Annotated in this window: 23 protein-coding genes and 1 pseudogene; 9 read left to right on the top strand and 15 right to left on the bottom strand. The window is 38.6% G+C overall.

The window, feature by feature from the left end:
* Window positions 1–189: 189 nt before the first annotated feature.
* The 5 genes and pseudogenes from tssH to B3Q46_RS10405 all read left to right on the top strand — a co-directional run bounded on the left by tssH (window position 190) and on the right by B3Q46_RS10405 (window position 7,330).
* Entirely contained in the window at window positions 190–2,841 is a 2,652-nt protein-coding gene (tssH, locus tag B3Q46_RS10425; RefSeq protein WP_286715289.1) for a type VI secretion system ATPase TssH, read from the top strand.
* Between the two features lie 37 nt (window positions 2,842–2,878).
* Window positions 2,879–4,000: pseudogene (tssA, locus tag B3Q46_RS10420) on the top strand (type VI secretion system protein TssA).
* A 7-nt stretch (window positions 4,001–4,007) separates the two neighbouring features.
* Window positions 4,008–5,372, top strand: a complete 1,365-nt coding sequence (gene tssK, locus B3Q46_RS10415; protein ID WP_286715312.1) for a type VI secretion system baseplate subunit TssK — start codon at window positions 4,008–4,010, stop codon at window positions 5,370–5,372.
* An 8-nt stretch (window positions 5,373–5,380) separates the two neighbouring features.
* A complete protein-coding gene (icmH, locus tag B3Q46_RS10410) occupies window positions 5,381–6,193 on the top strand; it encodes a type IVB secretion system protein IcmH/DotU (RefSeq protein WP_286715288.1) in 813 nt (270 codons plus the stop codon).
* Window positions 6,194–6,376: 183 nt separating this feature from the next.
* Window positions 6,377–7,330, top strand: a complete 954-nt coding sequence (locus B3Q46_RS10405; RefSeq protein ID WP_286715285.1) for a M15 family metallopeptidase — start codon at window positions 6,377–6,379, stop codon at window positions 7,328–7,330.
* Between the two features lie 37 nt (window positions 7,331–7,367).
* Here the strand turns inward: B3Q46_RS10405 and B3Q46_RS10400 are convergent, their stop codons facing one another.
* The gene (locus tag B3Q46_RS10400) at window positions 7,368–8,135 is read right to left on the bottom strand and encodes an alpha/beta fold hydrolase (protein WP_286715282.1); all 768 of its coding nucleotides are present in this window, start codon (window positions 8,133–8,135) and stop codon (window positions 7,368–7,370) included.
* A 478-nt stretch (window positions 8,136–8,613) separates the two neighbouring features.
* On the opposite strand from B3Q46_RS10400, the gene B3Q46_RS10395 reads away from it, so the two are divergent.
* The gene (locus tag B3Q46_RS10395; protein WP_286715280.1) at window positions 8,614–8,895 is read left to right on the top strand and encodes a damage-inducible protein J; all 282 of its coding nucleotides are present in this window, start codon (window positions 8,614–8,616) and stop codon (window positions 8,893–8,895) included.
* Window positions 8,896–8,929: 34 nt separating this feature from the next.
* On the opposite strand, the gene B3Q46_RS10390 is transcribed toward B3Q46_RS10395, so the two are convergent.
* From B3Q46_RS10390 to B3Q46_RS10360, 7 genes are all read right to left on the bottom strand, one after another.
* Window positions 8,930–9,298, bottom strand: a complete 369-nt coding sequence (locus B3Q46_RS10390; protein WP_175967552.1) for a hypothetical protein — start codon at window positions 9,296–9,298, stop codon at window positions 8,930–8,932.
* Between the two features lie 15 nt (window positions 9,299–9,313).
* A complete protein-coding gene (locus B3Q46_RS10385) occupies window positions 9,314–9,679 on the bottom strand; it encodes an immunity protein Imm33 domain-containing protein (RefSeq protein WP_175967551.1) in 366 nt (121 codons plus the stop codon).
* Between the two features lie 131 nt (window positions 9,680–9,810).
* Window positions 9,811–10,413 carry a nitroreductase family protein gene (locus B3Q46_RS10380; RefSeq protein WP_180018270.1) on the bottom strand — a complete coding sequence of 201 codons (603 nt, stop codon included), beginning with the start codon at window positions 10,411–10,413 and terminating at the stop codon, window positions 9,811–9,813.
* Window positions 10,414–10,831: 418 nt separating this feature from the next.
* Window positions 10,832–11,323, bottom strand: coding sequence for a hypothetical protein (locus B3Q46_RS10375; protein ID WP_034707227.1), 492 nt, complete (start codon window positions 11,321–11,323; stop codon window positions 10,832–10,834).
* A gap of 338 nt (window positions 11,324–11,661) precedes the next feature.
* A complete protein-coding gene (locus tag B3Q46_RS10370) occupies window positions 11,662–11,835 on the bottom strand; it encodes a hypothetical protein (RefSeq protein WP_286715270.1) in 174 nt (57 codons plus the stop codon).
* A gap of 235 nt (window positions 11,836–12,070) precedes the next feature.
* Window positions 12,071–13,465, bottom strand: coding sequence for a class II fumarate hydratase (gene fumC, locus B3Q46_RS10365; protein ID WP_286715269.1), 1,395 nt, complete (start codon window positions 13,463–13,465; stop codon window positions 12,071–12,073).
* A 139-nt stretch (window positions 13,466–13,604) separates the two neighbouring features.
* On the bottom strand, window positions 13,605–14,615 hold the full coding sequence (locus B3Q46_RS10360; RefSeq protein WP_034706304.1) for an NAD-dependent epimerase/dehydratase family protein: 1,011 nt from the start codon (window positions 14,613–14,615) through the stop codon (window positions 13,605–13,607).
* Between the two features lie 318 nt (window positions 14,616–14,933).
* Here B3Q46_RS10360 and B3Q46_RS10355 point away from each other — a divergent pair, with 318 nt between their 5' ends.
* The 3 genes from B3Q46_RS10355 to B3Q46_RS10345 all read left to right on the top strand — a co-directional run bounded on the left by B3Q46_RS10355 (window position 14,934) and on the right by B3Q46_RS10345 (window position 16,703).
* Window positions 14,934–15,359 (top strand): hypothetical protein, encoded by a 426-nt coding sequence (locus tag B3Q46_RS10355; RefSeq protein ID WP_284888382.1) that lies wholly within the window; start codon window positions 14,934–14,936, stop codon window positions 15,357–15,359.
* A 242-nt stretch (window positions 15,360–15,601) separates the two neighbouring features.
* The gene (locus B3Q46_RS10350; RefSeq protein ID WP_286715263.1) at window positions 15,602–16,249 is read left to right on the top strand and encodes a hypothetical protein; all 648 of its coding nucleotides are present in this window, start codon (window positions 15,602–15,604) and stop codon (window positions 16,247–16,249) included.
* Window positions 16,218–16,703 (top strand): hypothetical protein, encoded by a 486-nt coding sequence (locus B3Q46_RS10345; RefSeq protein ID WP_286715262.1) that lies wholly within the window; start codon window positions 16,218–16,220, stop codon window positions 16,701–16,703. The genes B3Q46_RS10350 and B3Q46_RS10345 overlap by 32 nt, the downstream gene beginning before the upstream one ends.
* 71 nt (window positions 16,704–16,774) lie before the next feature.
* On the opposite strand, the gene B3Q46_RS10340 is transcribed toward B3Q46_RS10345, so the two are convergent.
* The 7 genes from B3Q46_RS10340 to B3Q46_RS10310 form a co-directional block, all read right to left on the bottom strand.
* Window positions 16,775–17,521 (bottom strand): N-acetylmuramoyl-L-alanine amidase, encoded by a 747-nt coding sequence (locus B3Q46_RS10340; protein ID WP_286715260.1) that lies wholly within the window; start codon window positions 17,519–17,521, stop codon window positions 16,775–16,777.
* Window positions 17,522–17,532: 11 nt separating this feature from the next.
* Window positions 17,533–17,928: a hypothetical protein gene (locus B3Q46_RS10335; RefSeq protein ID WP_034171137.1), complete on the bottom strand. Its 396-nt coding sequence runs from the start codon at window positions 17,926–17,928 to the stop codon at window positions 17,533–17,535.
* Window positions 17,929–17,990: 62 nt separating this feature from the next.
* Window positions 17,991–18,224 (bottom strand): hypothetical protein, encoded by a 234-nt coding sequence (locus B3Q46_RS10330; RefSeq protein WP_286715257.1) that lies wholly within the window; start codon window positions 18,222–18,224, stop codon window positions 17,991–17,993.
* Window positions 18,217–20,235, bottom strand: a complete 2,019-nt coding sequence (locus tag B3Q46_RS10325; RefSeq protein ID WP_286715254.1) for a hypothetical protein — start codon at window positions 20,233–20,235, stop codon at window positions 18,217–18,219. The genes B3Q46_RS10330 and B3Q46_RS10325 overlap by 8 nt, the downstream gene beginning before the upstream one ends.
* 13 nt (window positions 20,236–20,248) lie before the next feature.
* Window positions 20,249–20,641: a hypothetical protein gene (locus tag B3Q46_RS10320; protein WP_286715251.1), complete on the bottom strand. Its 393-nt coding sequence runs from the start codon at window positions 20,639–20,641 to the stop codon at window positions 20,249–20,251.
* Window positions 20,638–20,934: a carboxypeptidase regulatory-like domain-containing protein gene (locus tag B3Q46_RS10315; protein WP_286715310.1), complete on the bottom strand. Its 297-nt coding sequence runs from the start codon at window positions 20,932–20,934 to the stop codon at window positions 20,638–20,640. Before B3Q46_RS10315 ends, B3Q46_RS10320 begins: the two co-directional genes overlap by 4 nt.
* Before the next feature lie 52 nt (window positions 20,935–20,986).
* Entirely contained in the window at window positions 20,987–22,198 is a 1,212-nt protein-coding gene (locus B3Q46_RS10310) for a hypothetical protein (RefSeq protein ID WP_286715248.1), read from the bottom strand.
* Window positions 22,199–22,235 lie beyond the last annotated feature (37 nt).

Raw genomic sequence — 22,235 nt, 5'->3', positions numbered from 1 at the left:
TCTGATGAAAGATACAGACTTTTATTTTTATTTGAGTAAAATGAGCCAAAATTGTTCGGTCAATTTTCATAAAAAGTATAAATATGGGCCGGATAAAAATAGAGAAATATTCATTTTAATAAATATAAAAAACACAGCTATCCATTTAAAAATTATAAAGTTTTGTATGCTAACAATAATGAGAAACTCATGAATAATCTAAAAATTTTGATTTTGAAACTTTCTGAACATGCACGCCTATGTCTTGAGAAATCTGCCAATACCTGTATCCAGCAAAAAAATTATGAAATTGAGATCGAGCATTTTTTTCTAGAATTACTCCAGCATCCAGAATTGAATGATTTAAAAATATTATTAGCAAAACATTGTATTGATAAAGACCATCTGATTAATCAGCTTGAACAAAGTATCCAGCAGCTTAGCAAGGGAAATTCCCGTACCCCTATTTTTGCCAAATCGATTATTCAGCTCTTGGAACAAGCCTGGTTGCTGGCATCCGCAGATCAAAACCCAGTGATTCGTAGTGGCCACTTGTTAGTCGCTTTACTGATTTCGCCAGAGCTTTATCAAATGGCTCTTCAGGCATCTTCTCTTTTTGCACAATTCCCTGTGGATAGCATGAAACATCAATTTCTGGAACATTGCCAGAAAAGTATTGAACAACTTAAAGTGCCTCAACCCTCTATTCCTTCCCCTGATTTATCTAGTGTTTCAAAAAAGACACCAGCGCTTGACCAGTATACGATTAATCTGACTGAAAAGGCTCGTCGTGGTGATATTGATCCAGTGATTGGGCGTGAATTCGAAATCGGGTTAATGCTGGATATTCTGTTGCGCCGTCGTCAGAACAACCCTATTCTCACTGGTGAACCAGGCGTGGGAAAAACTGCTGTAGTTGAAGGTTTAGCATTGAAAATTGTCAATGGCCAAGTTCCGAATGCTCTTAAAACAGTTGAGTTACACGTATTGGATATGGGTTTATTACAGGCAGGTGCCAGTGTCAAAGGTGAATTTGAAAATCGCCTCAAGCAAGTCATTGCAGAAGTACAATCCTCTACCCACCCTATTATTCTTTTCATTGATGAAGCACATACATTGATTGGAGCGGGTAGCCAAGCTGGTCAGAATGATGCAGCGAATTTGTTAAAACCGGCGCTAGCACGTGGTGAATTAAGAACTATTGCAGCGACGACTTGGGCTGAATATAAACATTATTTTGAAAAAGATGCTGCATTGAGCCGCCGCTTTCAGGTAATCAAAGTTGAAGAACCAACTGAGCAGGTCGCCATCGATATGCTTCGTGCTATGGTTCCTGTGATGAGCCAGCATTTTCAAATCCAGATTGATGATGAAGCCATTCGTACTGCTGTGCATGCATCACATCGTTATATCAGTGGCCGTCAGTTACCGGACAAAGCAATTAGTGTATTAGATACTGCGGCTGCACGGGTGGCCTTGAGCCAAAATGCTCAACCTGCCAAATTGGATCAGTTACAGGCTAAGCTGCATAATCTCAAACTAGAATATCGACTTCTTGATCAAGAACAGACAACTTCATATCGAACTGATCGATTACAAGAGCTGTTAGATATGATTCATTCCATTCAACAAGAGATTAATCAGACTCATAATCAATGGCAACAAGAGCTGCAGCTTATTCATGAGATTCATGGCTTAACTAAATCGGAAGCATCGGTTGATCAACACCAGATTCATCAACTACGTCAAACATTAGCTAAGATTCAGGCGCAAAGTTCGTTGGTTTATGAGCGTGTAGATGCCAACATCATTAATGAAATTATCTCGCACTGGACTGGAATTCCAGTCGGTAAAATGATGAATAATGATATTTCGCAGATTCTTAATCTGAAAAATAAACTCTCACAGCGAGTCATGGGCCAGGATTATGCTTTAGAACAACTGGTTCAAGGCATTAAAACGTCCAAAGCTGGACTGGAAGATCCAAATAAACCTCAAGGAGTATTTTTACTCACCGGCCCAAGTGGAGTTGGAAAAACCGAAACTGCACTGAGTCTTGCTCAAGAACTCTATGGTGGTGAATCGCATCTAATCACGATTAATATGTCCGAGTATCAAGAGGCGCATACGGTTTCTTCTTTGAAAGGTGCACCCCCGGGCTATGTTGGGTATGGTCAAGGTGGTGTATTAACAGAAGCCGTTCGCCGCAATCCTTATAGTGTGGTACTTCTGGATGAAATCGAAAAAGCCCACCCAGATGTACAAGAATTATTTTATCAGGTCTTCGATAAAGGTGTGCTCGAAGACAGCGAAGGTCGCCTGATTGACTTTAAAAATACCACCATTTTGCTGACCTCGAATGTCGGCTCACATGTCATTATGCAATCCTGTATAAATCAGGAAGTTGATCAATGGCCAGATGCAGATACCTTAATTGAACATCTCAAACCAAGCCTTTATAAGCAGTTTAAACCAGCATTTTTAGGACGCATGCGAATTGTTCCTTATTATCCGCTTTCAGATGAACTGTTAATCCAGATAATTCAGCATAAATTAGGGAAAATTACCAAGAGGATTCAGCAGCAGTATGTGACTCAGGTAAGCTATAGCGATGAGGTACTGGAATTATTACTCAGTCGATGTACAGAAATAGATAGTGGTGCACGAAATATTGATCACATTTTAAATGCATCCATATTGCCAGATCTGGCGACAAAATTACTGGTGGCTATGAGTGAAAATCAGCTGCCAAAACTGATTCATATCGATGTTCAGGAAGATACTTTCTATTATCATCTGGATACAGAATTATCAGTACTCAAAAAAAGGCATTCCAAGAAAAATAAGGCAAATGCTGCTTAAACAGCAAAGATTAAAATAAGAATAATTAGGATTCATAATGACATTGGAATTTGAATATTTATTTGAAGAAATTTCTGTAGAGCATCCTTGCGGTATAGATTGCTCATTTTCGAACGAATTTCTAAGTATTAAAAGTGCCAGAATACAGGATGATCCTTTACTGGATCAGGGAGAATGGGTTGCCGAACCCAAGCAAGCAGATTGGGCTTAAGTAGAAATAAAGTCGATAGAACTACTGACTGAAAAAACCAAAGATATCCGTTTATATGCTTGGCTGATTGAAGCTTGGAGTCATCTATATGGTTTTGAAGGTATTGCCCGAGGCCTGGAACTTTACCATCGTAGCCTGGAGCAATACTGGTTGCAATTGCATCCAAAAATTGAAGAGGATGATCTGGATCAACGCTTGGGATTATTGGAAGGTTTTATTACTCAACTTCCGAGATTAATCAAGCAGGTTTCTCTTATTCAGCAATCTCCTTTTTATAGCCTGAAAGACTATGACAATTTTCTATATTTACAGAATCAAAAACGTAAACAACAAGTAGATGATTTAGAAGCACAAGAAGGCACAGAGCAAAAGTTAGAGCACTTTGAGCAGTTATTGCTTAATACTCCTAAAGAAGTTCAACAGCAAAATTATCAGTATTTATTAGAGATTCAACATCAATGGCAACAGTTCAAGTCTGCGCTTGATGAACTTCTTGGAATAGATGGGCCAAGTTTTGCTGCAGCTGATGCTCAATTAGAGTCTATTTTTGCCAATATTCAGCGGATATATAAAAAAGACATAAGTTCAACGAAATCTGCATCTCCGGCTCCAGCCGATTATCAAATGGCTCAGATACTTGCACAAAATGAAATAAACCTTTCTTCAGGTCAGGTGCTGCCAACTTTCCAGCAATCTGTTCAATTCCATAATCAAAATCATATTGTTAATCGTGAACAGGCTATACAGATTCTGAAAGAAATTGCCGATTATTTTCAGATGAATGAGCCACATAGTCCGGTGAGCTATATGCTGCAAAAGACTATTACATGGAGCCAAATGCCTTTACATGAGTGGCTGGCCAAAGTGATTAAAAATGAAAATCCTTTAGAACATCTACATGAATTATTAGGCGTCCCTGCCCAAAATGAATCAAGCTGCGAGTGGTGAAATCTCAATGTTTAAAGCAGAAAAAATACTTTGGGGTGAAGGTCTGTTTTTAAGACCTCAACATTTTCAATTACAGGATGCCTATCACGAACAGCGACTGAATCACACCATTCGTGCGACTCTCCCTTTTGCTCATGGCATTCAGTCGATTGAGTTTGATGAAGCTCAACTTGGAATGCAAATTCTGGCATTAAATAAAGTTGAAATGATCTGGCAAGATGGGGAAATTTATCAGGCACCTGCAAAGGATTTATTACCTGAACCGGTTCAGCTAGATACACTGAATTTACAAGGTGAAATGCAAATTTATTTGGCCTTACCGATGGTGCAGCCAAATAAACAGAATGTCAGTCATGCTGATCAAGCCCGACCTAGCCGTTATCATTCCCATTTAAGTTCAACTCATGACTTGTTTACCGATGCAAGTACTGCTGAGATTACATTATTGCGCCGTCGTGCTGAATTAAAAATATTTGAAGGTAGCCAAGAACCTCAGCATCACATGGATGGCTACCTGTATCTTCCAGTAGGTCGAATTAAACGACAAAGTTCAGGGAATTTTATTTTTGATCATAAATTTATCCCACCAATTTTACATATACAGGCCAATGAAAATCTTTTGGTTAATTTACAAAGCACCTTGAATATTATCCAAGCAAAGATCAAGACCATTCAGAGTAATAATCGGGAAAATGAACAGAAACTGATTGAATTCCGTTCTGGGGATATTGTGTCTTTCTGGCTGGTCAATGCCTTAAATACTGCATATGCGAGCCTAAACCATATTTTGCAGTATCCGATTATTCATCCTGAACGTCTCTATAGTGAACTATTACGCCTAACTGGCTCATTGCTAACTTTTTCGACTACTTATGATGTCGATCAACTGCCTAAATATCAGCACTATCATCTATACGAAAGCTTCAATCAGTTAGATATCATTTTAAGAAATCTACTGGATACCATTATCTCGAATCGTTATATCAGCATCTCCTTAAAAGAAACCCGACCATCCTATTGGCTTGGCAGTCTGGAAACCGACAAGATTACCCGAGATACACGTCTATATCTGGCTGTTTCAAGCAGTGTAATGCCTGTCCAAGATTTAATTGCTTATGTGCCGATCCGTTTTAAAGTTGGCAGTACAGTTGATGTTGAACAGCGAGTCATTGCAGCCCTCCCAGCTACTCCAATTCAACATTTAATTCAGGTACCAACAGCGATCCCGGTTCGTTCTGGAGTCAGCTATTTCGAAATTGAACCGAATAACGATTTGTATCAACGCATGTTCGATTCAGAATCGATTTGTATCTATATCCCGAATGGATTTCAGGATATCAGGATTGAACTTATTGCAGTCATGAAAGGATAAGTATCATTATGAATACAATTACAAATTCTGCACCATCGCTATTTGATGATGGCCAAATCGGATCTGCACAGATTTTTACTCAAATGACTGATCAGAAATCTCATGTGACGACCAATCTGATTGATCTTCTCTATGACGGGTTTTATATCGTCTTTTTGCTAAAAAATCATTATATCCCTTCGCATCCAGCATCGTTTCGTGAAAAGATCCTAGAAATGCTAAACTATTTTGAACATCAGGCACGTAAACAGCAATTTTCTTCCGAAGACATTCAGGATGCTAAATATGCTTATTGTGCCTTATTAGATGAAACCATTGTCACGCAGCAGGATGCCTGTTTCTTTGATCTGCAAAATTACTGGGTGATGGATCCATTACAGTTAAGTTTATTTGGTTCTCAACTTGCAGGTTATCGTTTCTTTGAGCATCTAGAGGAAATTCGTTATAAAGATAATGAACGTTTAGCGGTACTGGAAGTCTATCACTACTGCCTGTTATTAGGTTTTCATGGAAAATATCGGCTTGAGTCTGTGCATAGTTTGAATCAGCTGATTACCCAGGTTGGTGAACAGATTGATTACCTAAAAGGTAAGAAAACGCCGTTTTCCCCTTTTGCAGCACTACCTGACAAGATCAAACATATTATTCATCATGAATTACCATTTTTATGGATTTTGGTATTTTTGCTTTTGTTCACTTTAATGAGTTTTGTCGGTCTGAAATATATATTATCGAGTGAAACTACAGAAATTTTTACTCAATATCAGAATGTGATTAGTGCACCAGCAGAACAGGCCTACATCACGATTCATTTACCTTAATGAAACCTATAATAAATGATCCACAAAAACTAATAAAAAATAATAACTTAAAATCAAAATGAAGATAAAACAAAGCAACTTATATCAAATAATGTGCCGTTTCTTACTGGTAAAAAATGCTTTAATTTATGAATATTTTAATATCAGGCTGATATTAAACTGCTCGAATGGGCTGACTGCTAGATGATTTTTATCATTATTAGCAGCTTTATTCTTCTCAGCTGTATTTTGGTTCTGATGCAATTCTATGAGCTTAGGCAGTATATACAGAACTCTTTAGTTGCATGGGTGCCACAAACTAAAAAACAGTTCATCGCAATTAAGCAATTTATACATCAATTTAAACTGGCTGGATCTCCAGACTATCTACAATCACATTGGTATTTACAACAATGGTGGATCTTGATTGCCGGGTCTATATTATTTATCAGTATCCTGATTTTTTCTTTGACTCGGCCTGTTTCTGCCAGTATGTCTGAGGCACGTTATTTACAAAAAGTCGACCCGCAAATATATGCGCTTTTGGAAGGTCAAATTTTGACTCCACCTGAAGAAGTCGATGAAGCTCTCATTCTGGAAGCTTTACAGGAAGATCAGTATGCCCATCAACCGGTAATTTCAGCGCAACGGTTTAATTCTAATATTCAGGATATACATTTAAACCACTATCAAGATCTGAATCAAGCTGATCGCAAATGGCACAAGATGAATCCGCGTTTTAAGCAGCGTTTATTGATGGTATTTAAAATCATGCAGGAACAGCATGGTTATGAACTGGTATTGCTTGAAGGCTATCGGAGTCCTGAAAGACAGAACTCGCTGGCAGCGAATAGTAATATTACCCGAGCCAAAAGCTTTCAGAGTTATCATCAGTTTGGTTTGGCTGCAGATATTGCTTTTAAGCGTCATGGCAAAGTAGTAATTAGTGAGCGTGATCCATGGGCTATGCGTGGTTACCAGTTATATGGACAGATCGCAGAATCAGTAGGACTCACTTGGGGGGGACGTTGGAAATCCATTCAGGATTACGGACATACGGAATATCGTATGCCTGGTCTGAAGAAAACTCCTGAAATGGCTTATCAATTAATAAATGAAAGTCAGTTGCAAACTCATGCAATAATATCTCAGCCATAAAGAATGAGCAGAAGGTAAATCTGCTCATCAATATAATTTATTTTTCATCAATAAAATTTTGCATATACTGCAAAACTTCCGCCGTCTTTTCACCATGTAGCCAGTGCCCTGCATTTTCAATCACTGCAATCTGTGCATGAATAAACTGCTGATTGATGGCTTCAAAATGTTCAGGTTTAGAGATATATGATGAATTTCCACCTCTTAAGAATAACGCTGGAATTTCATTTTTTTCTATCTTCTCCCAAGCAGTAATATCTTCATAATGATCAAACAGTGCTTGCACATTAAATAACCACTGCCCTTTATTGAATGATTTTAAAAGAAACTGGATGACCATTTCCTCTTGAATATATTCACGCATAATTTTTGCTGCTTCATTTCGTGAAGCGACTTGCGCCTGCTGGACTGCAAACAAGGCTTTAAATATTTCAGAATGATGATTTTCTTGATATTGAATTGGCGTGATATCTAATACAACCAGTTTTTCAATCAAATCAGACGCTAGGTCTGCCAGCTTCATGGCAATTTTTCCGCCCATTGAATGCCCGACTGCAATAAATTTTTTAATATTTAAACTGGCTAAAGTTTCTAAAATATCTTTGGCCATGATTTGATAATTCACTTCATCAGAATGGCCAGATAAACCATGATTTCTGACATCAATTTGAATCGTAGTTGCCTGCTCTGAAAAATGTCTGGCTAACATACCTAAATTACTTAAACTACCAAATAAACCGTGAATAAATACCATTGGGGCTAAAGTTGATGTTTCATGGGTTTGTATTTGATAATTCAGGATCATTTGAGAATTCCGTGATTTCCTATGTTAGGTGTTAATAGTGGAGTTATATTGGAAGTTAATCAATTGCTAATGACATAATTTAAAATTTTGCTTAGGCTATTTTAGCGTGCAATGATTTTACCGCCCTTCGTTTGAGTAAAAAAGAAACATATAAATATTTCTTAATAAATTTCAAAAGTAGCTGATATTTACCCGGTAAAATTTGTATATAAATAGATTTTTATAAAGTTTATTTAATGAATAATTTAAAAAGCACTGAAATCCATATGCTACGTATCAGAGTATTTATGCATTTTATAAACAAGCTGAAAGTCGAAAAAAGGGGCTAATTTTTTGGCCCTACCCTTTTTTATCCGTCTATACCTTTATCAAGATCAACATTCCTAAATAAGATATGAATATTTAATTTCATTAGCTTCTATATGCTTCATATCTGATAGTTTAAAGTAGTGTATAAAATGTATTCTAAGGCTATCTTATGAACAATTTAGTTAAAAAAAGCATTGAATTCTTAGTGGAACAAGACATTGTTGAATCAGCAGAATGTGTAATAGCAGAAGCGGGTTTAACTCCAGCAGAATTGATCACGATAGTTTATGGTGAAATTGTTCGAACAGGTCAAATACCTATTATCCCTCAAGTAGGAACTAAGGATTTCAATATAGCTCGATTAACAGCAGCGAGTTACTCTATTCCAACTGTCAAAGTTTCCATTCCAGAACAGAAGGATGCATTTTTAAATGATGATGGTGGCTATTAAAACTCAAGATAATGCTCTTGCTTTTATGGATTAATTACACTTCCCTACTCTTACAAAATATTGCGGTGGTCATACCTGAATTATTCATACTCTGTGCTTGTCGATCCAAAAAGTTTTTAGCAATCATAGCCATTGTGGGCGCCATATTGAGCTCTTGATTTTCTTCAGAGACTTTTTGAATCTCTTCATAAGCCGTTAAACGCTGGCAGAATGCCTGACGTTGACTTTGTGCATCTGCATTCTGATCTGGCTCATCTAAAATATGTTTGGTTTCATTGACTATTTTTGTTTGCGCAGCAATAAACTGATCATAATCCGCTTGTGAAAGCTTTTCGGCAAAAGCCATATTGTTCAATTGCATGCAAATAAAGAAAGTACATATTAAAGATGAGGATTTGATCATTTCGAAGGTCTTCTTTTAGTTTTCTTCTTTCCAGACATCTTCATAATCATCTGCATCAATCATGAAGCGGTAGCCCTGCTCTAAAGCCAGATAAGGTAAAACTTCAGGGGCGATATCCTGTAACTCACGCACAGTCATGGTTTCAAAAGCATCTTCATTTGAAGCCAGTTCACCACCATAAATATACCAACTAATATTTTCTTCTGTCTCAGGCTTTCTACGGATTCCGACAATTGGATCCTGCTTCAAAGTATGTACAGCCACTGCAACAACATCATCCCCACTGACTTCTATATAGGCAGAACCGACCTCTTCACACAGTAATTTCTGCTCTGCAATCAGTTCCTGTAATGGTGATAACTTCTGCGTGTTTTTCGACATTCGGTTTGACTCATTAAATTCTTTAAATACCGCTTTAGTTTAGCCTAGTTTTAAAAAATCTAATGCGTATTTTTATAAACAACCTGGAGATCTGTCCTTAAAAATGATTAAAGACAGATCGGAAATTAAGCTTATTGGAAAACTTTGAAGCGTTGATCATCTTCCAGATAATCTTTCGCACGTGCTTCACCTTCAACTGAACCAAATACCAGTTGAGCACGAAGTTTCCAGTTTTCTGGAATATCCCACTCTGCATGAACCTGCTCATCTACTATCGGATTATAGTGTTGTAAAGATGCACCCAAGCCTTCAGTATGCAATGCTGTCCAGGTAGAGAACTGAGCAATAGCAGTTGAATGTTCTGCCCAGATTGGGAAATTCTCGGCATAAGATGGGAATTGCTCTTGCAAGCCTTTTACTACATTTTGATCTTCAAAGAATAAAACTGTACCCGTACCTGCAGCAAAGGTTGCCATTTTTGCAGTCGTTTTTGCAGCACTTTCTTCATCTTTGGCATAGCTTTTTAATTTATCAGCGACAAAGCCCCAGAATTTTTCATGTTCGCTATTGAATAAAATAACGGCGCGAGATGATTGCGAGTTAAAAGATGACGGACTTTGCTTAATCGCATTTTGAATCAAATCAGTTAAATATTCAGGAGACTGTTCTACATTTTTACCAATGGCATAAATAGTACGGCGTTTTGTAATTAAATCTAAAAACTGATTCGACATTCGGTTAAATCCTTGGATATATCTTCGGGAAAACTGGAACCTTCACTTATTTTTATGAAGGAAATCTAATGAATAAGAATTCTGTGATTCATTTACTCATTAGTACTGATAGCTTAAAAAAATATGACTGGAATAGCTATATTATTAAAGTAATATCTTTATATATTCTTTTGATAAAGAATATTTTTTTAATTTATTTTTTATCAAACGATAAAATAAATGCCCTTTTCTGAGCCAATTTCTGTTTTAAAATAAGTCACCATGTTCAATGATGTAGCAGAAAGTTGTTTTGATGATAAATATAGAAATTTGCTTAGGCTATTTATTGTCATAAGGGAAATGTCAATTCTTAGAAATCGCTATAAAAAATCATCCCCCAATTTGGAGGATGAAATTGAATGAATCAGCTTAAATTTTCTTAGAATTTAGCATTAAGCACTTGAGCAGAGACTTTATTTTTCCAAAGATCACGTAAGGTTGGTAAATAGAATTTTTCACCTAGTTCTACCAGTTCAGCATCAATCAAGCCATGCACATCATGCATAAATAGATAATCCAGATCCACACTAGAAAGCTTAAGATGTTTCTTCTGATATTCTCTGCGTTTTTGCTGCGCCTCTTTCACCAACTGATCTGCAAATGTCTTATCTTTATACTGGGTGATCGCATTTAAACGCAATTCAATAATGCCCCACCCTGTTAATAACATCTGAAATGTCTCAAAGTCCTGAGTGGTTGATTCCCAGGTCATTTCATCAAGATTTTCATTTTCCGGGAGAACAGGTAAAAGAAGTTCCATTACACTTGGAAAAATCTTTTTAAAATTCAGAATAAATTTAACAGGATGCTCACCTGGATAATCCTTGAATTGAATCTTTTTTTGAACATCTGTTAAATAAATATCAAGCATTAAATTTTCCTTAAACAACCTGCCACTTTATGGATGTTTATTCATATGCTATAGAAACTCATGCGGAATAAACGACAAAACAGCAGTAAAAACGAACTGCATTTTAGCAGCTATATACGCTTATTCAATGTTAATTCGGTATGAGAAGCCATGAGGATAAGCTTTAGCACTAAAAAAACTTCAATAGTTATCTCTAAACCTCCTTCTAATACGATTTCACCCGTAATTTTAGATTCTTTCTTTTATTTGCTCATGAATCTATAAAATTAAGAACTCCAGATGAAGAGAATAAAAAAGCCCACTCATAGAGCAGGCTTAATAAACAATTATGAGTTGAGTTAATCTATCTCACCAGTTTTGCCGGTTCCCATACATTCGATACACTGTTTGGCTTCCATAGCGTTATAGCCGGTGCCACTACAGCTGCTACACTTCTTTTTTGTATAATCTGGATATAGATCCTCATCTGGATAGGGTTCTTCCAGATCAAAATCATCATCAAAGTCAGTCATCACCCTTACCTCATTTTTCTAGTTATCAGGGAATTTCTATTAGTAATCCTTCATTGCATATCTGTCAAAACCTGAACGATAGATGGTTCATAGTATTTAATAAACAAGCTCAATTGAATGAGAATTTTCCAGCAAAAACATGTGCTTGTATTTTATTAAAATTTGTATGAATAATCCTTAGATATTATAAAGCCCTCATTTAGAGGGCTTTATTATTTAACCATAATTAGAAGACTTATTTTACGTTTGGAGCCACCATATTTTCAGGACGAACCACCTGATCAAACTGTTCTGCAGTCACCAATCCAAGTTCTACTGCGACCTGTTTTAAGGTTTTACCTTCTTTATAGGCAGCCTTGGCCACTTTAGCTGCATTCTCATAACCAATGACTGGATTGAGTGCAGTGACAAGCATTAATGAATCATGCAGGAAGTGCTCAATCTTGTCACGGTTAGGTTCGATTCCGACTGCACAGTTATCGTTAAAGCTGTTACATGCATCGCCAAGCAGTTGGATAGACTGCAACAGGTTATAAGCAATCACTGGCATAAAGACATTCAACTCAAAATTCCCTGATGCACCGGCCACATTAATCGTCGTGTCATTTCCTAGAACTTGGGCAACGACCATGGTCATGGCTTCACTTTGAGTCGGATTCACCTTACCCGGCATAATACTTGAACCCGGTTCATTTTCAGGAATACGTAATTCACCAAAACCACAACGTGGTCCACTTGCCAACCAGCGAATATCGTTGGCGATTTTATTCAGGCTAACGGCTAAGGTCTTTAAAGCACCAGAAGCAAATACTGCTGCATCACGGCCGGCCAAAGCTTCAAATTTATTAGGAGCGGTGACAAAAGGTAAACCTGTTAATTCCGCTAGAGTATCCGCGGCTTTAACGGCGTAATCTGGATGGGCATTCAAGCCTGTACCGACGGCGGTTCCACCCAGTGGCAATTCATATAACCCTTGCAAAGCCTGATACAGACGAATCAAGGCATGATCCAGTTGAGAAACATATCCACTGAATTCCTGACCTAAAGTTAAAGGTGTGGCATCCTGAAGATGGGTACGACCAATTTTTACAATCTCAGCAAATTCCTGAGATTTAGCATGCAAGGTATCACGTAAACGTGTCACTGCCGGTATTAACAGTTCATTGATCTGTAAGCTGGCTGCCACATGAATCGCGGTCGGAAAAGAGTCATTGGTCGATTGAGCGCGGTTGACATGATCATTTGGATGCACAGGCTTTTGTGCGCCTAAAGGATTGCCCAGTTTCTGGTTAGCAATATTGGCAATAACCTCATTGCAGTTCATGTTACTTTGCGTGCCCGAACCGGTTTGCCATACAACTAGCGGGAACTGATTATCCCATTGACCGCTAATCACTTCATCCGCAGCACCGATGATATAGGTCGATAACTCATGAGGAATCTGGTTTAACTCGGCATTGGTGATCGCAGCTGCTTTCTTGACCAAGCCCATGGCACGAATCATGGCGCGCGGCAGATGCTCATTGCCAATCTTGAAGTTCTGTAGACTACGCTGAGTCTGTGCGCCCCAAAGTGCTTCACTCGGTACAGCGACTTCTCCCATCGTGTCATGTTCAATACGTGTTTGCATGCTCAACCTCAATTGTTATTCCATGTTTTACTCATTTAGACAGCAGCTTCAATGCTGTACTCCATTCATTCATCTTAATGAGTTTGATTAATTTTGCAAATGATAATTATTATCAATAATTAGCTTATAGGATTTTAAATCACTGCCCTCTTAACGTATTCTGATAGAACAACCATTCATCCTCTAACATTTTCCTCAAGGTATAGCGTGGTTGCCAATGTAATAACTGTTGGGCCTTATCCGTATTAGCACCCAGCTGATCCATTTCAGCATGTGGATATGGCAAAGCATCTACTGTAGGAACAGCAGATTGGGTGACTTCTGCAACCTGATCCAGTAAAGTCTGCATTGAGATTAACTCTCCAGCAATATTAAAGGCTTCGCAAGTCCATTGTTGCTGTTGAGAGAGCCAATGTAGCGACTTGAATACCGCATCACAGACATCCATTACATGTAAAAAGCTGCGTTCTACCGTATAGTCTTCGGTCTTGGCCTGACGGCGCAATTCCAGATATTCACGCTGCTTCGCACCCACCTGCATAGCCAGAGGCACAATATTCTTTGGTAAAGGTGGCACCCATTCACCTAAAATGCCATTTTCAAAAGCACCCGCGACATTGGAAAGACGTAACATCGCAATACGCCATTCATTATCTGTCTTGGCAGTATCCCGGATGATTTCTTCCACCATCTGCTGTGATTTAATATAAGGGTTTGGATAAGTGTAATTGAAAGCCTGATCTTCTTTTAAATCCGTTCCGGAATGGCCATATACAGCCAATGAAGATAAATGCACCAGATTTCGCACTCCGGTACGCTGCATGGCACGCATCAGGCTCATGATGCAACTGACATTATCATTATAGTATTCAAGTGGTTTTAAAACTGATTCTTCCAATGATTTAAAGCTTGCCGTATGAATGACAGCCTGTACCGAATTCTGTTCAAAAACTTTATTTAATGCTGGAGTGTTACGGATATCAATTTTGACAAAAGGCACATAGCGGCCGGAAATAAATTCAAGGCGTTCTAAGGTCTGTAGACTGGCATTGGCCAGATTATCGACCACAATGACCTCTAGTCCTTGTGCCATCAGACTTAAAGCAATATGTGAGCCTAAAAAGCCTAAACCACCCGTCACTAAAATCATTGTTTATTAACTCCGCTTTAGAATCAGTATCTTACATTGATATGGTGTTTATTTGGTGCTTTCTCCAACTTATCCACAGGATCAAAAACGCAAAAACCGACCCAAATTTCTTCTGAGCCGGCTAATCTGCTCAATAAGTATATTTTATTTTACAGGTCGAACAAAAGTTGATTGTTATGTAATGTATGGAATTCATGACAATGAATTAAGCCTCATCTTGAGATCTTTTATTAAATTATAATCTTCAGTTATAAAACTGAAAGGTAGCAAGATGATGCAGGATTGGGTTGATATTGTGGATGGGTGGAAGGGTTGGTTATGGAAATAAAAGAGATTGCTCTTAATTTTAGAAATGCGCTAGATTCTCTTAAGATTGATGGGGTGCTGGATAATTTTTATGGATTTAGGAATTTTCCTACAGGTGCTTGCGGGGGTGTTTCTGATCTTTTTATTATTTATATTCGACAGGAATATAATATTAACTTGGAATATTGGATAGGATGCTTTAAAGATAATCGCTCACATGCTTGGGTGATGCTGAATAACACTTGTATTGATTTAACAGCAGATCAATTTAACTCTGTTTTTGGTGAATACGACAAAGTGATAGTTTGCGATCGTCAAGAATATCCCTTAAACAACCTGCTGATTAGGAGGGATAAAGGCAAAGGACCAACCTCGGCAAGCATTAGCCACTATTGGTTGCTTTACACTCAAATAAAAGACAAGATTAAAAGTTTTTAATCAACCCCCCTCTCAAAGAGCCTTTACACAAATCCCCACATTCACATTCGTTGTAATTGAATGAGCTGTGCAGCCTGATAGCAGGAGGCACAGTGTTAAAAAACTTAAATAAAGCTACTTTTACTTAAATTACAGCCAGTTAGTTTAAAAAAATATGGAATATACAGTAAATTTATTTGAATATTAATATTTTATGAGTATATTGCATTTACGAAATTATCATCAGATTTGAATATACGGCAATGAATATAAAAAATTTTTTACTATTAGGGATATTGGGATTTTTAACTGGATGTCAGGTTGTAGAAACTGCAGATGATAAAAAATCTGTTTCTATGCTACCACTGTATATTCCTAAAGAAGCGCGTTATTTAAATACTCCTCCGAATGCACCCACCTCTGAAAAGTTGACGGCATATACAAATCAACTCGTTAGCCAAGAGCAAAAATATGCAACGATAAAAACTATTCCTTATACATTTTTTCAGGGTTCTGGCTCCCTTAGTGCGTACCCATATACCGTTTATACTTTTGATGGAAAACGCGTAAGATTTGTTGAGAATTCAATCATCAGCCCTTCTACTACAATGACTCGATTTGATTACTCGCAAGCAAAATTAAAACTACCGGTTGGTCAACATGACATTGTTTTTGTTAGCGGAATAGGTAACCATAGTTATTTCACTGAAATTAAAAATATAACCTTGGAAGAAAATAAAGATTATGTGATTGGTGTTGATCGTATTCCAGGCAGCAAGCCAAGAGTATTTATTGCCGAATATGAAGTGGATTCAAGATTTAAATCAAACGATCCAGACTCTATTGTAATTAAAAAACGAATTGTTGAAGATGTTGAGCATGCAAATCTCAAAAGTATCAAAGTATATTAAAGAAACAGCTACTTTCGGATTATTGGCATCCTTAGTCCTATTACAGGGCTGCGTAAAAATGATCTTGCCGACTTCTGAAAGTGAATTAATCTCTAAGTCAATTGGCAAAGGTGGGTCAATAGATGTTCCATTGGGATATGTAGATGCTTATGCGAATTTAAAGCAAGCGTATTTAAGATGTGAGCAGGTAAAAACTGCGAATTCATATGTATTAGTTGATGCAAATTTAGATCGGGAAAAAAATCTTGCCATTTTTTTTGGTAAAGCACCTTATGACACCTATTTGTTTAAAACAACCATCACGCCATCTGATGCTAACAATTCTAAGCTTACTCTTCATTTGATGAAAGCTCAGCTATTAACAGAAAAAGCCAATCAAAATTTACTTCAAAAGCGTTTGGAGCGAGATAGACTACGTGCTTTAGGCCAAGACACTAAATGCAATAAAGATTAATTTTTCAAGCCAAGCATTATATTAAAGTTTTAAAAAAGCTGTGAACCCCAGGGTTGCACAGCAGTAAAATCTTAATTGCACTTTTCATAATCAATCAGCACTTTGGCCACAGCTTTTGCTGCAATCCAATAGCGTGCCTGGTATGCTGCAAGCTCAGCTTCATTCGAAATAAAACCAAGCTCTACAATCAAGCCACCAGCATTGATATAACCTAAACTTCCACGAGCAGATTGACTTTGATCAATCCAGCCATTGTTACCACGTAATCGGCTTCCTAGTGCTGTTGCTACAGCTGCAGATAGATCCTGTGCCAATTTCTTATCTTTTGGCAAGGCAATTGTCTCTACTCCATTCGCTTGTCTCGAAGTCGCAGCATTCATATGGAATTCAACCGCAACACTAGATCCTTTGATCAACTTGATGGCCGATGAAAGCGGATCATTCTGTGATCCGGTACCATCATTTTTGACCTGAATGCCTGCCTCACGTAAATAAAAAGAAACCGCATTCCTGAAATTAGTCACCAAATCAGCTTCTTTAATTTTGCCATTCACTGCACCAGGATCAGAATTGCTATGTCCTGCCGTGATAGTGGCAAAACCTAAAGATTGCGATAGATTTGGCTGAGCCTTTTTACGGCCAATCAGCACCGCCAAGAACATCAAGCCCAATGAAGCAATCGTTTGATACGGTTCAGGCAAGACATTGGCGTTATACACTTCCTGTAAAACTAAATGTACGCAGGATAAAAAAAGCGCCATATAGGCGCCGTATTTTACTGAGTCAAACTTCCAAACACTTTCATTAATTAATTTCATCTTATCTCTCTTCACTGTTTGTTTTTTTGTTGATCAATCTGGTTCCGCATTGCTGCCAGGTCTGTATCCATGCGGATCTGCTTTGATTCGATAATGGCTAATTTTTGATTTAGTCCTGCATTTTCTTTAGCAAGTGCTGTGCTCCCTTGAACTATCCATGAACCAAAGGCAATGAGTAGCCCAATAGCAGTTCCACCTAGGGCTTTCGCAAAGGTGAGCCCTCCTTTAGCCTGGTTCATATCCGCCTGAAGCAGATCAATATCCCGTCGGTTTGCCACAGCTTGTGACTGGTAATATTCATTCCGTTCAGTTAAGCGAATGACGTTGTTGTTTAATTCACCCATTTCCAAGCGCAGTTGATCTAATTTTTTCTCAACTCGCACCCCATACGTTTCACTGTCAGGCATACGCCCCCCTATTTTTTTAGCAATAAAAAAGCACCTAAAAAGGTGCAGTTATTTGGTTAAGTTTAAACTTCTATTTCTGAATGCTGGCCAGTGGGTGCTGGCCTTAAAATTACCTGGTTTGAGATAAATACTCTGGCACCTAAATTGTAGGTTGTGCCTGATGTGCACAGCACCGGACCCGATCCTCCATCAATCTGAACCCGGTATTCTGGATGTTTCACTGATGTAATGGTGCCAATGTATTCTGCATGAGTTGGATTTAAAAGCTTTCGCAGTTCAAATAGAGGATTACTCACGGCTGATACGCTCCACGGTAATGGTTTCATTTACCTTTTCATGTGAGAAGCTGCCTGAAACTGAATCGATCACACCCCACCACTGACCATTAAAAGCAATGGATTTACCTGGTAGCATCTCACCAATTTCCTGACTGACCGGAATATCAGAGAATGTGTGCTGTTCCTGAATATTGGCTTTGACCAGTTCATTTTTGCCATAACTCGCACCCGACACCACATTAAATAATGGCCCTGTGGCCGCCTCTAAAGGCACATTACCAGAAGTACCCCGCTGTTGTACTTTCAGGCTTTCACCACTTCGACTATTCACTACGGTGATGGCATTAAAGTCTGCAATATATTCGTCATTCTTTTTGATGTTCTGCTGCATGACCAAGCTTTCAGACAATAGAATATCGTAATCATCAACGGCCATCGTATCCCAATAGCCTTTCTGGTACCGTGGCAAGATAGTCAGTGTGTTGCCTGCTTTCTGGCTATAGATAAAACCGCCGCCTGCATCAACGACCTGCTTTATTGCATCGATTGGTGCCAGTTCTGCATAACTCAGGCTCTCCACTGGTACGATCCAGCCCAATTCATCAATCAGTTTCCAATCCAAACTGGTACCGCTATTTGCTCGATCAATTTCAGCTTGCACCAACTGAACTGAAGTGCGCTCATTGTCCTGAATGAATGAGCGTGTTGGCCCATATTTAGCAGAGTTTAAAGCTGTCACACTTCGACCCGGGTATGTATATAAAACACTGGCAAATCGTCGGGTTTCCTCTGGATCTTCCAGCAAAATATGATGCTCAAATCCATTGATCATAACTTTAAGGATCACAGGCTGACCATTGATTGGTTGCAGCTTGTCTTTTTCCGTATGAGCCACAGTAATGGAATAGGTCCAGCACCACTGCGACCGGCTGGTGCTGTAGGTGCCATCCATGACCTTGATCTTCTCGCCGGTATCGAGTCTCTCGGCTGTTAATGTGTTCACGATATACCACCAGTTCCGTTTCGGCAGTGCTGGAATACAGTCATCTGCACCAAAATTTAAAACAATATTATGTGAATCAACGTCATGACATAAGCAGATAAAATTTAGATCTGTGCTGCCTTCATATTTAGGTAATTCAGGCTTTGGCCAAGGTTGAACCGGATGCTTGCGGTAATGGATCGCTTTGGCTTTATCCCATGGCAAATCTGACTTGGTAATAATCTCAAGGCCTTTATCCCATTCAAATGAAAACCGATGTTCAAAGACCTGAGCCACTTCATGAGAATAAGTGAAAGTCTTACGACGTCGGATCATTTCCTGCCAGACCGTTTCCCGGTTATGACGTAGCTTGATCGTTTCTTCATACAAGTAACGCTGATGAATAAAGCGTTTATCGCCTTCTTCCCAGATCATATAGGCATCAGAACCTAAACCGGTTGCTTGCTCATGAATGGATCTAATCGCCCGGGTTAATGATCCTGTTTGCTCATGCCAGATATCAGCCTGATTAGAAATTACCAAGCCCTGATTATAAAAAAGAGCCTCATTCGAGACTCTTAATATTGGCTTGGCCCATGGTATTTCTGTGGTACCTAAGGCTGCTATGGCTTTTTGGTAGCGGATGTCAAAACCATAAGACACGCCTACCAGATGATTAATATCGAATAACCCTTCAAATTGGGCATTTAATCCAGTTTGAATCACAGCATCCACTGCACAATACTGATCAATCCGGACGGCAGATAATTCAGCGATAAAGCCGGTTTGCAGTTGTACATCTAGCTGAGCAAACTGCCCTGTAACAGCATTAAACTCAGCATTAAAGCCCGTATTAATCCGGACATCCAATACGTCGTTACTATCACTTACTGCATTAAGCTCGGCAATAATCCGTGTATTAACTACAACATCTAAAGAAGCGAGATTTTGACCATCACCACCAAAGTTTAAATCGGTAGAGCCTGTGACGGGATCTTTAAAGTTAAGGTTTGCCTGGTGTCCATCGGGTGGAATATAGTTCGACACATGTCCACCTCATTTATGTTGATGGTCGTAGGATCAGTGAATTCATCATGAGTGTGCTGCCCAGCACCAGATCAGGATTGGCCAATGTGATATCGGATCCAACTGCAAAGTCAGCAACTGCTTTCCCTTCACCGTTAAATAAACGTGCCCAAACTGCGGTACCTGACTTTATAACCGTAGCTGCGTCCGTCTGATTAAGCTCGATGCTATCAACATGCACTTGCTTAATTGAAGATTTTGGCAACGTTAATGTAACTAATCTGGCATTATTATCCGCTGCTACAGTTACATCAATGGGCTTTTCATCATCATAAAAAACAAAGGTAGCATTTGCGCTACCTTGATCTAAAAAGTTTGCCAGTGCCTGGAGTTGAGCCAGTCCGGCAGCTAAAGAGGTTTGGATCATTTGGCTACCACCTTATCTGAAATCACTGCGTTATATTCTTCATCTGGATCGAAGGCCACGACAAAGCACTCAAGCCCAACAGCGATATTACGAAAGACATAAGAACCATCGGCTTTTGATGTGGTTTCCCAGAGTAATTGGCGATTGTCACGACGAAATACACAGACAGGGACTGGTGAGTAATTTGCACCTACTTTTTTGGTTGTGCCCTTGATTTGCCCAAAACCTTGATTTTCATTCAAAACAGTAACGATTTGCTTTGCATGTATTGGCAAGACCACATATTTCATCATTGCGAGTTTTGCATAATTTGGAATATATCCACCGCTAAACCTCCTAAATATTTTAAGCAATTTTTATCTCCTCCACGGGTACTGCAAAAAATACCGATAAACTAGGATTTGAAGACCTATTTGTAATAGCATGGACAAAACATTTATTGCTTAAATCTATATCATAAGTTAGTAGCGGCAATGTATCCTTGGAGATTGCTGGTGTATTGGCATTCGCATATTTTGCAATATAGATGCCACCAGCAGCATGCCCTAAATACTGTCGTGATTCTTTGTGATATATATCAATCGGCTTGCAGGTTGTGGTATTAAACTCATCTAGCGGTAAAAAAGAATTAATAGCTTGTGGGTAGAGTATAGTTTCAGCATTAGGTGATCTAAAGTCAAAAGACACCTCTGTATTTCCGATATACCCACGCAAGTCAGTGAAGGCTTTACCTAGGGGGGCAGTGGTATCTTCCGACCACAGACCAATTAAGCAAACTTTTGACGACAAAACGTCATAATTAAATGTACTAACAGGAAAGAAGCCAACTGTTGTGCAGTAGCCTGCGTTTGAATGATAGTTACTTAGCACTAGAAGATGATACAAGCTACCAACAACCAAGCCCTTGCCATATGTAGCATAGCCAGTGCTGTAATTGTAATTATCCGCTGTCGCATTATTTGTCCACGCAAAATCCCACTTAAACCCCGTTTGTGGTAAGGTTTTAGTGCCGTTATCCGCAATAGCATTTACGTCAGTAATAACCCCTGCATTATTATCGTAGGACTTTCCGATGCATGGGCTAATCGAGTTTCTTTGCGCCGCAATCGATTGAAAACATAATCTTAAATATAGATCAGATTCATCAATTGATTTAAATTTATAAATATGGATATTGGCTTGCTCATATACCAAATCATAACCAAGAGAAGCAACCTTAGTTGTGAAATTGCCAGCAATTGATGCTGGTGCTCCATCAATCGTTATTGTGACAGTATTTTCTGTCACACTATCAATGACAAATTCACCACCATTAATGCTTAAAAGCTCAGGTGCATTGACTTTTAAAACACGATCCGCAACATAGCCATGTGTACCGCCATAAGTAAGTGTGACCTGATTACCTGCTACTGCCACGCTTGAAACGGTTTGCTCGTTATAGCCAAGCGATAGCATTTTCTTAAAACGATCTGGAAATAGGTTTTTAGACCCTGCACAAAAATCTAAACCCACGTCAGAAAAATCAAACATTTTTGTTTGTGTCTGCTTCATTGTCATTTGTTTTACTCATAAAAAAGACCGCATGAAGCGGCCA

Source organism: Acinetobacter sp. UBA2581 (assembly GCF_002339435.1).
Lineage (GTDB): Bacteria > Pseudomonadota > Gammaproteobacteria > Pseudomonadales > Moraxellaceae > Acinetobacter > Acinetobacter variabilis.
The sequence above is the reverse complement of the archived record's forward strand: the minus strand, read 5'-3'. Positions and strand labels throughout refer to the sequence as shown.

Bases quoted from the DNA above. Each gene is read 5' to 3' on its own strand.
- B3Q46_RS10315 (WP_286715310.1), bottom strand. From the start codon at position 20,934: ATGATGAAATATGTGGTCTTGCCAATACATGCAAAGCAAATCGTTACT.
- B3Q46_RS10350 (WP_286715263.1), top strand. From the start codon at position 15,602: ATGAATATAAAAAATTTTTTACTATTAGGGATATTGGGATTTTTAACT.
- B3Q46_RS10370 (WP_286715270.1), bottom strand. From the start codon at position 11,835: ATGACTGACTTTGATGATGATTTTGATCTGGAAGAACCCTATCCAGAT.
- B3Q46_RS10385 (WP_175967551.1), bottom strand. From the start codon at position 9,679: ATGTCGAAAAACACGCAGAAGTTATCACCATTACAGGAACTGATTGCA.
- B3Q46_RS10335 (WP_034171137.1), bottom strand. From the start codon at position 17,928: ATGCCTGACAGTGAAACGTATGGGGTGCGAGTTGAGAAAAAATTAGAT.
- fumC (WP_286715269.1), bottom strand. From the start codon at position 13,465: ATGCAAACACGTATTGAACATGACACGATGGGAGAAGTCGCTGTACCG.
- B3Q46_RS10345 (WP_286715262.1), top strand. From the start codon at position 16,218: ATGCAAATCTCAAAAGTATCAAAGTATATTAAAGAAACAGCTACTTTC.
- B3Q46_RS10310 (WP_286715248.1), bottom strand. From the start codon at position 22,198: ATGACAATGAAGCAGACACAAACAAAAATGTTTGATTTTTCTGACGTG.
- B3Q46_RS10320 (WP_286715251.1), bottom strand. From the start codon at position 20,641: ATGATCCAAACCTCTTTAGCTGCCGGACTGGCTCAACTCCAGGCACTG.
- B3Q46_RS10390 (WP_175967552.1), bottom strand. From the start codon at position 9,298: ATGATCAAATCCTCATCTTTAATATGTACTTTCTTTATTTGCATGCAA.
- B3Q46_RS10405 (WP_286715285.1), top strand. From the start codon at position 6,377: ATGATTTTTATCATTATTAGCAGCTTTATTCTTCTCAGCTGTATTTTG.
- B3Q46_RS10380 (WP_180018270.1), bottom strand. From the start codon at position 10,413: ATGTCGAATCAGTTTTTAGATTTAATTACAAAACGCCGTACTATTTAT.
- B3Q46_RS10340 (WP_286715260.1), bottom strand. From the start codon at position 17,521: ATGAAATTAATTAATGAAAGTGTTTGGAAGTTTGACTCAGTAAAATAC.
- B3Q46_RS10375 (WP_034707227.1), bottom strand. From the start codon at position 11,323: ATGCTTGATATTTATTTAACAGATGTTCAAAAAAAGATTCAATTCAAG.
- B3Q46_RS10360 (WP_034706304.1), bottom strand. From the start codon at position 14,615: ATGATTTTAGTGACGGGTGGTTTAGGCTTTTTAGGCTCACATATTGCT.
- B3Q46_RS10395 (WP_286715280.1), top strand. From the start codon at position 8,614: ATGAACAATTTAGTTAAAAAAAGCATTGAATTCTTAGTGGAACAAGAC.
- tssK (WP_286715312.1), top strand. From the start codon at position 4,008: ATGTTTAAAGCAGAAAAAATACTTTGGGGTGAAGGTCTGTTTTTAAGA.
- B3Q46_RS10355 (WP_284888382.1), top strand. From the start codon at position 14,934: ATGGAAATAAAAGAGATTGCTCTTAATTTTAGAAATGCGCTAGATTCT.
- B3Q46_RS10400 (WP_286715282.1), bottom strand. From the start codon at position 8,135: ATGATCCTGAATTATCAAATACAAACCCATGAAACATCAACTTTAGCC.
- tssH (WP_286715289.1), top strand. From the start codon at position 190: ATGAATAATCTAAAAATTTTGATTTTGAAACTTTCTGAACATGCACGC.
- icmH (WP_286715288.1), top strand. From the start codon at position 5,381: ATGAATACAATTACAAATTCTGCACCATCGCTATTTGATGATGGCCAA.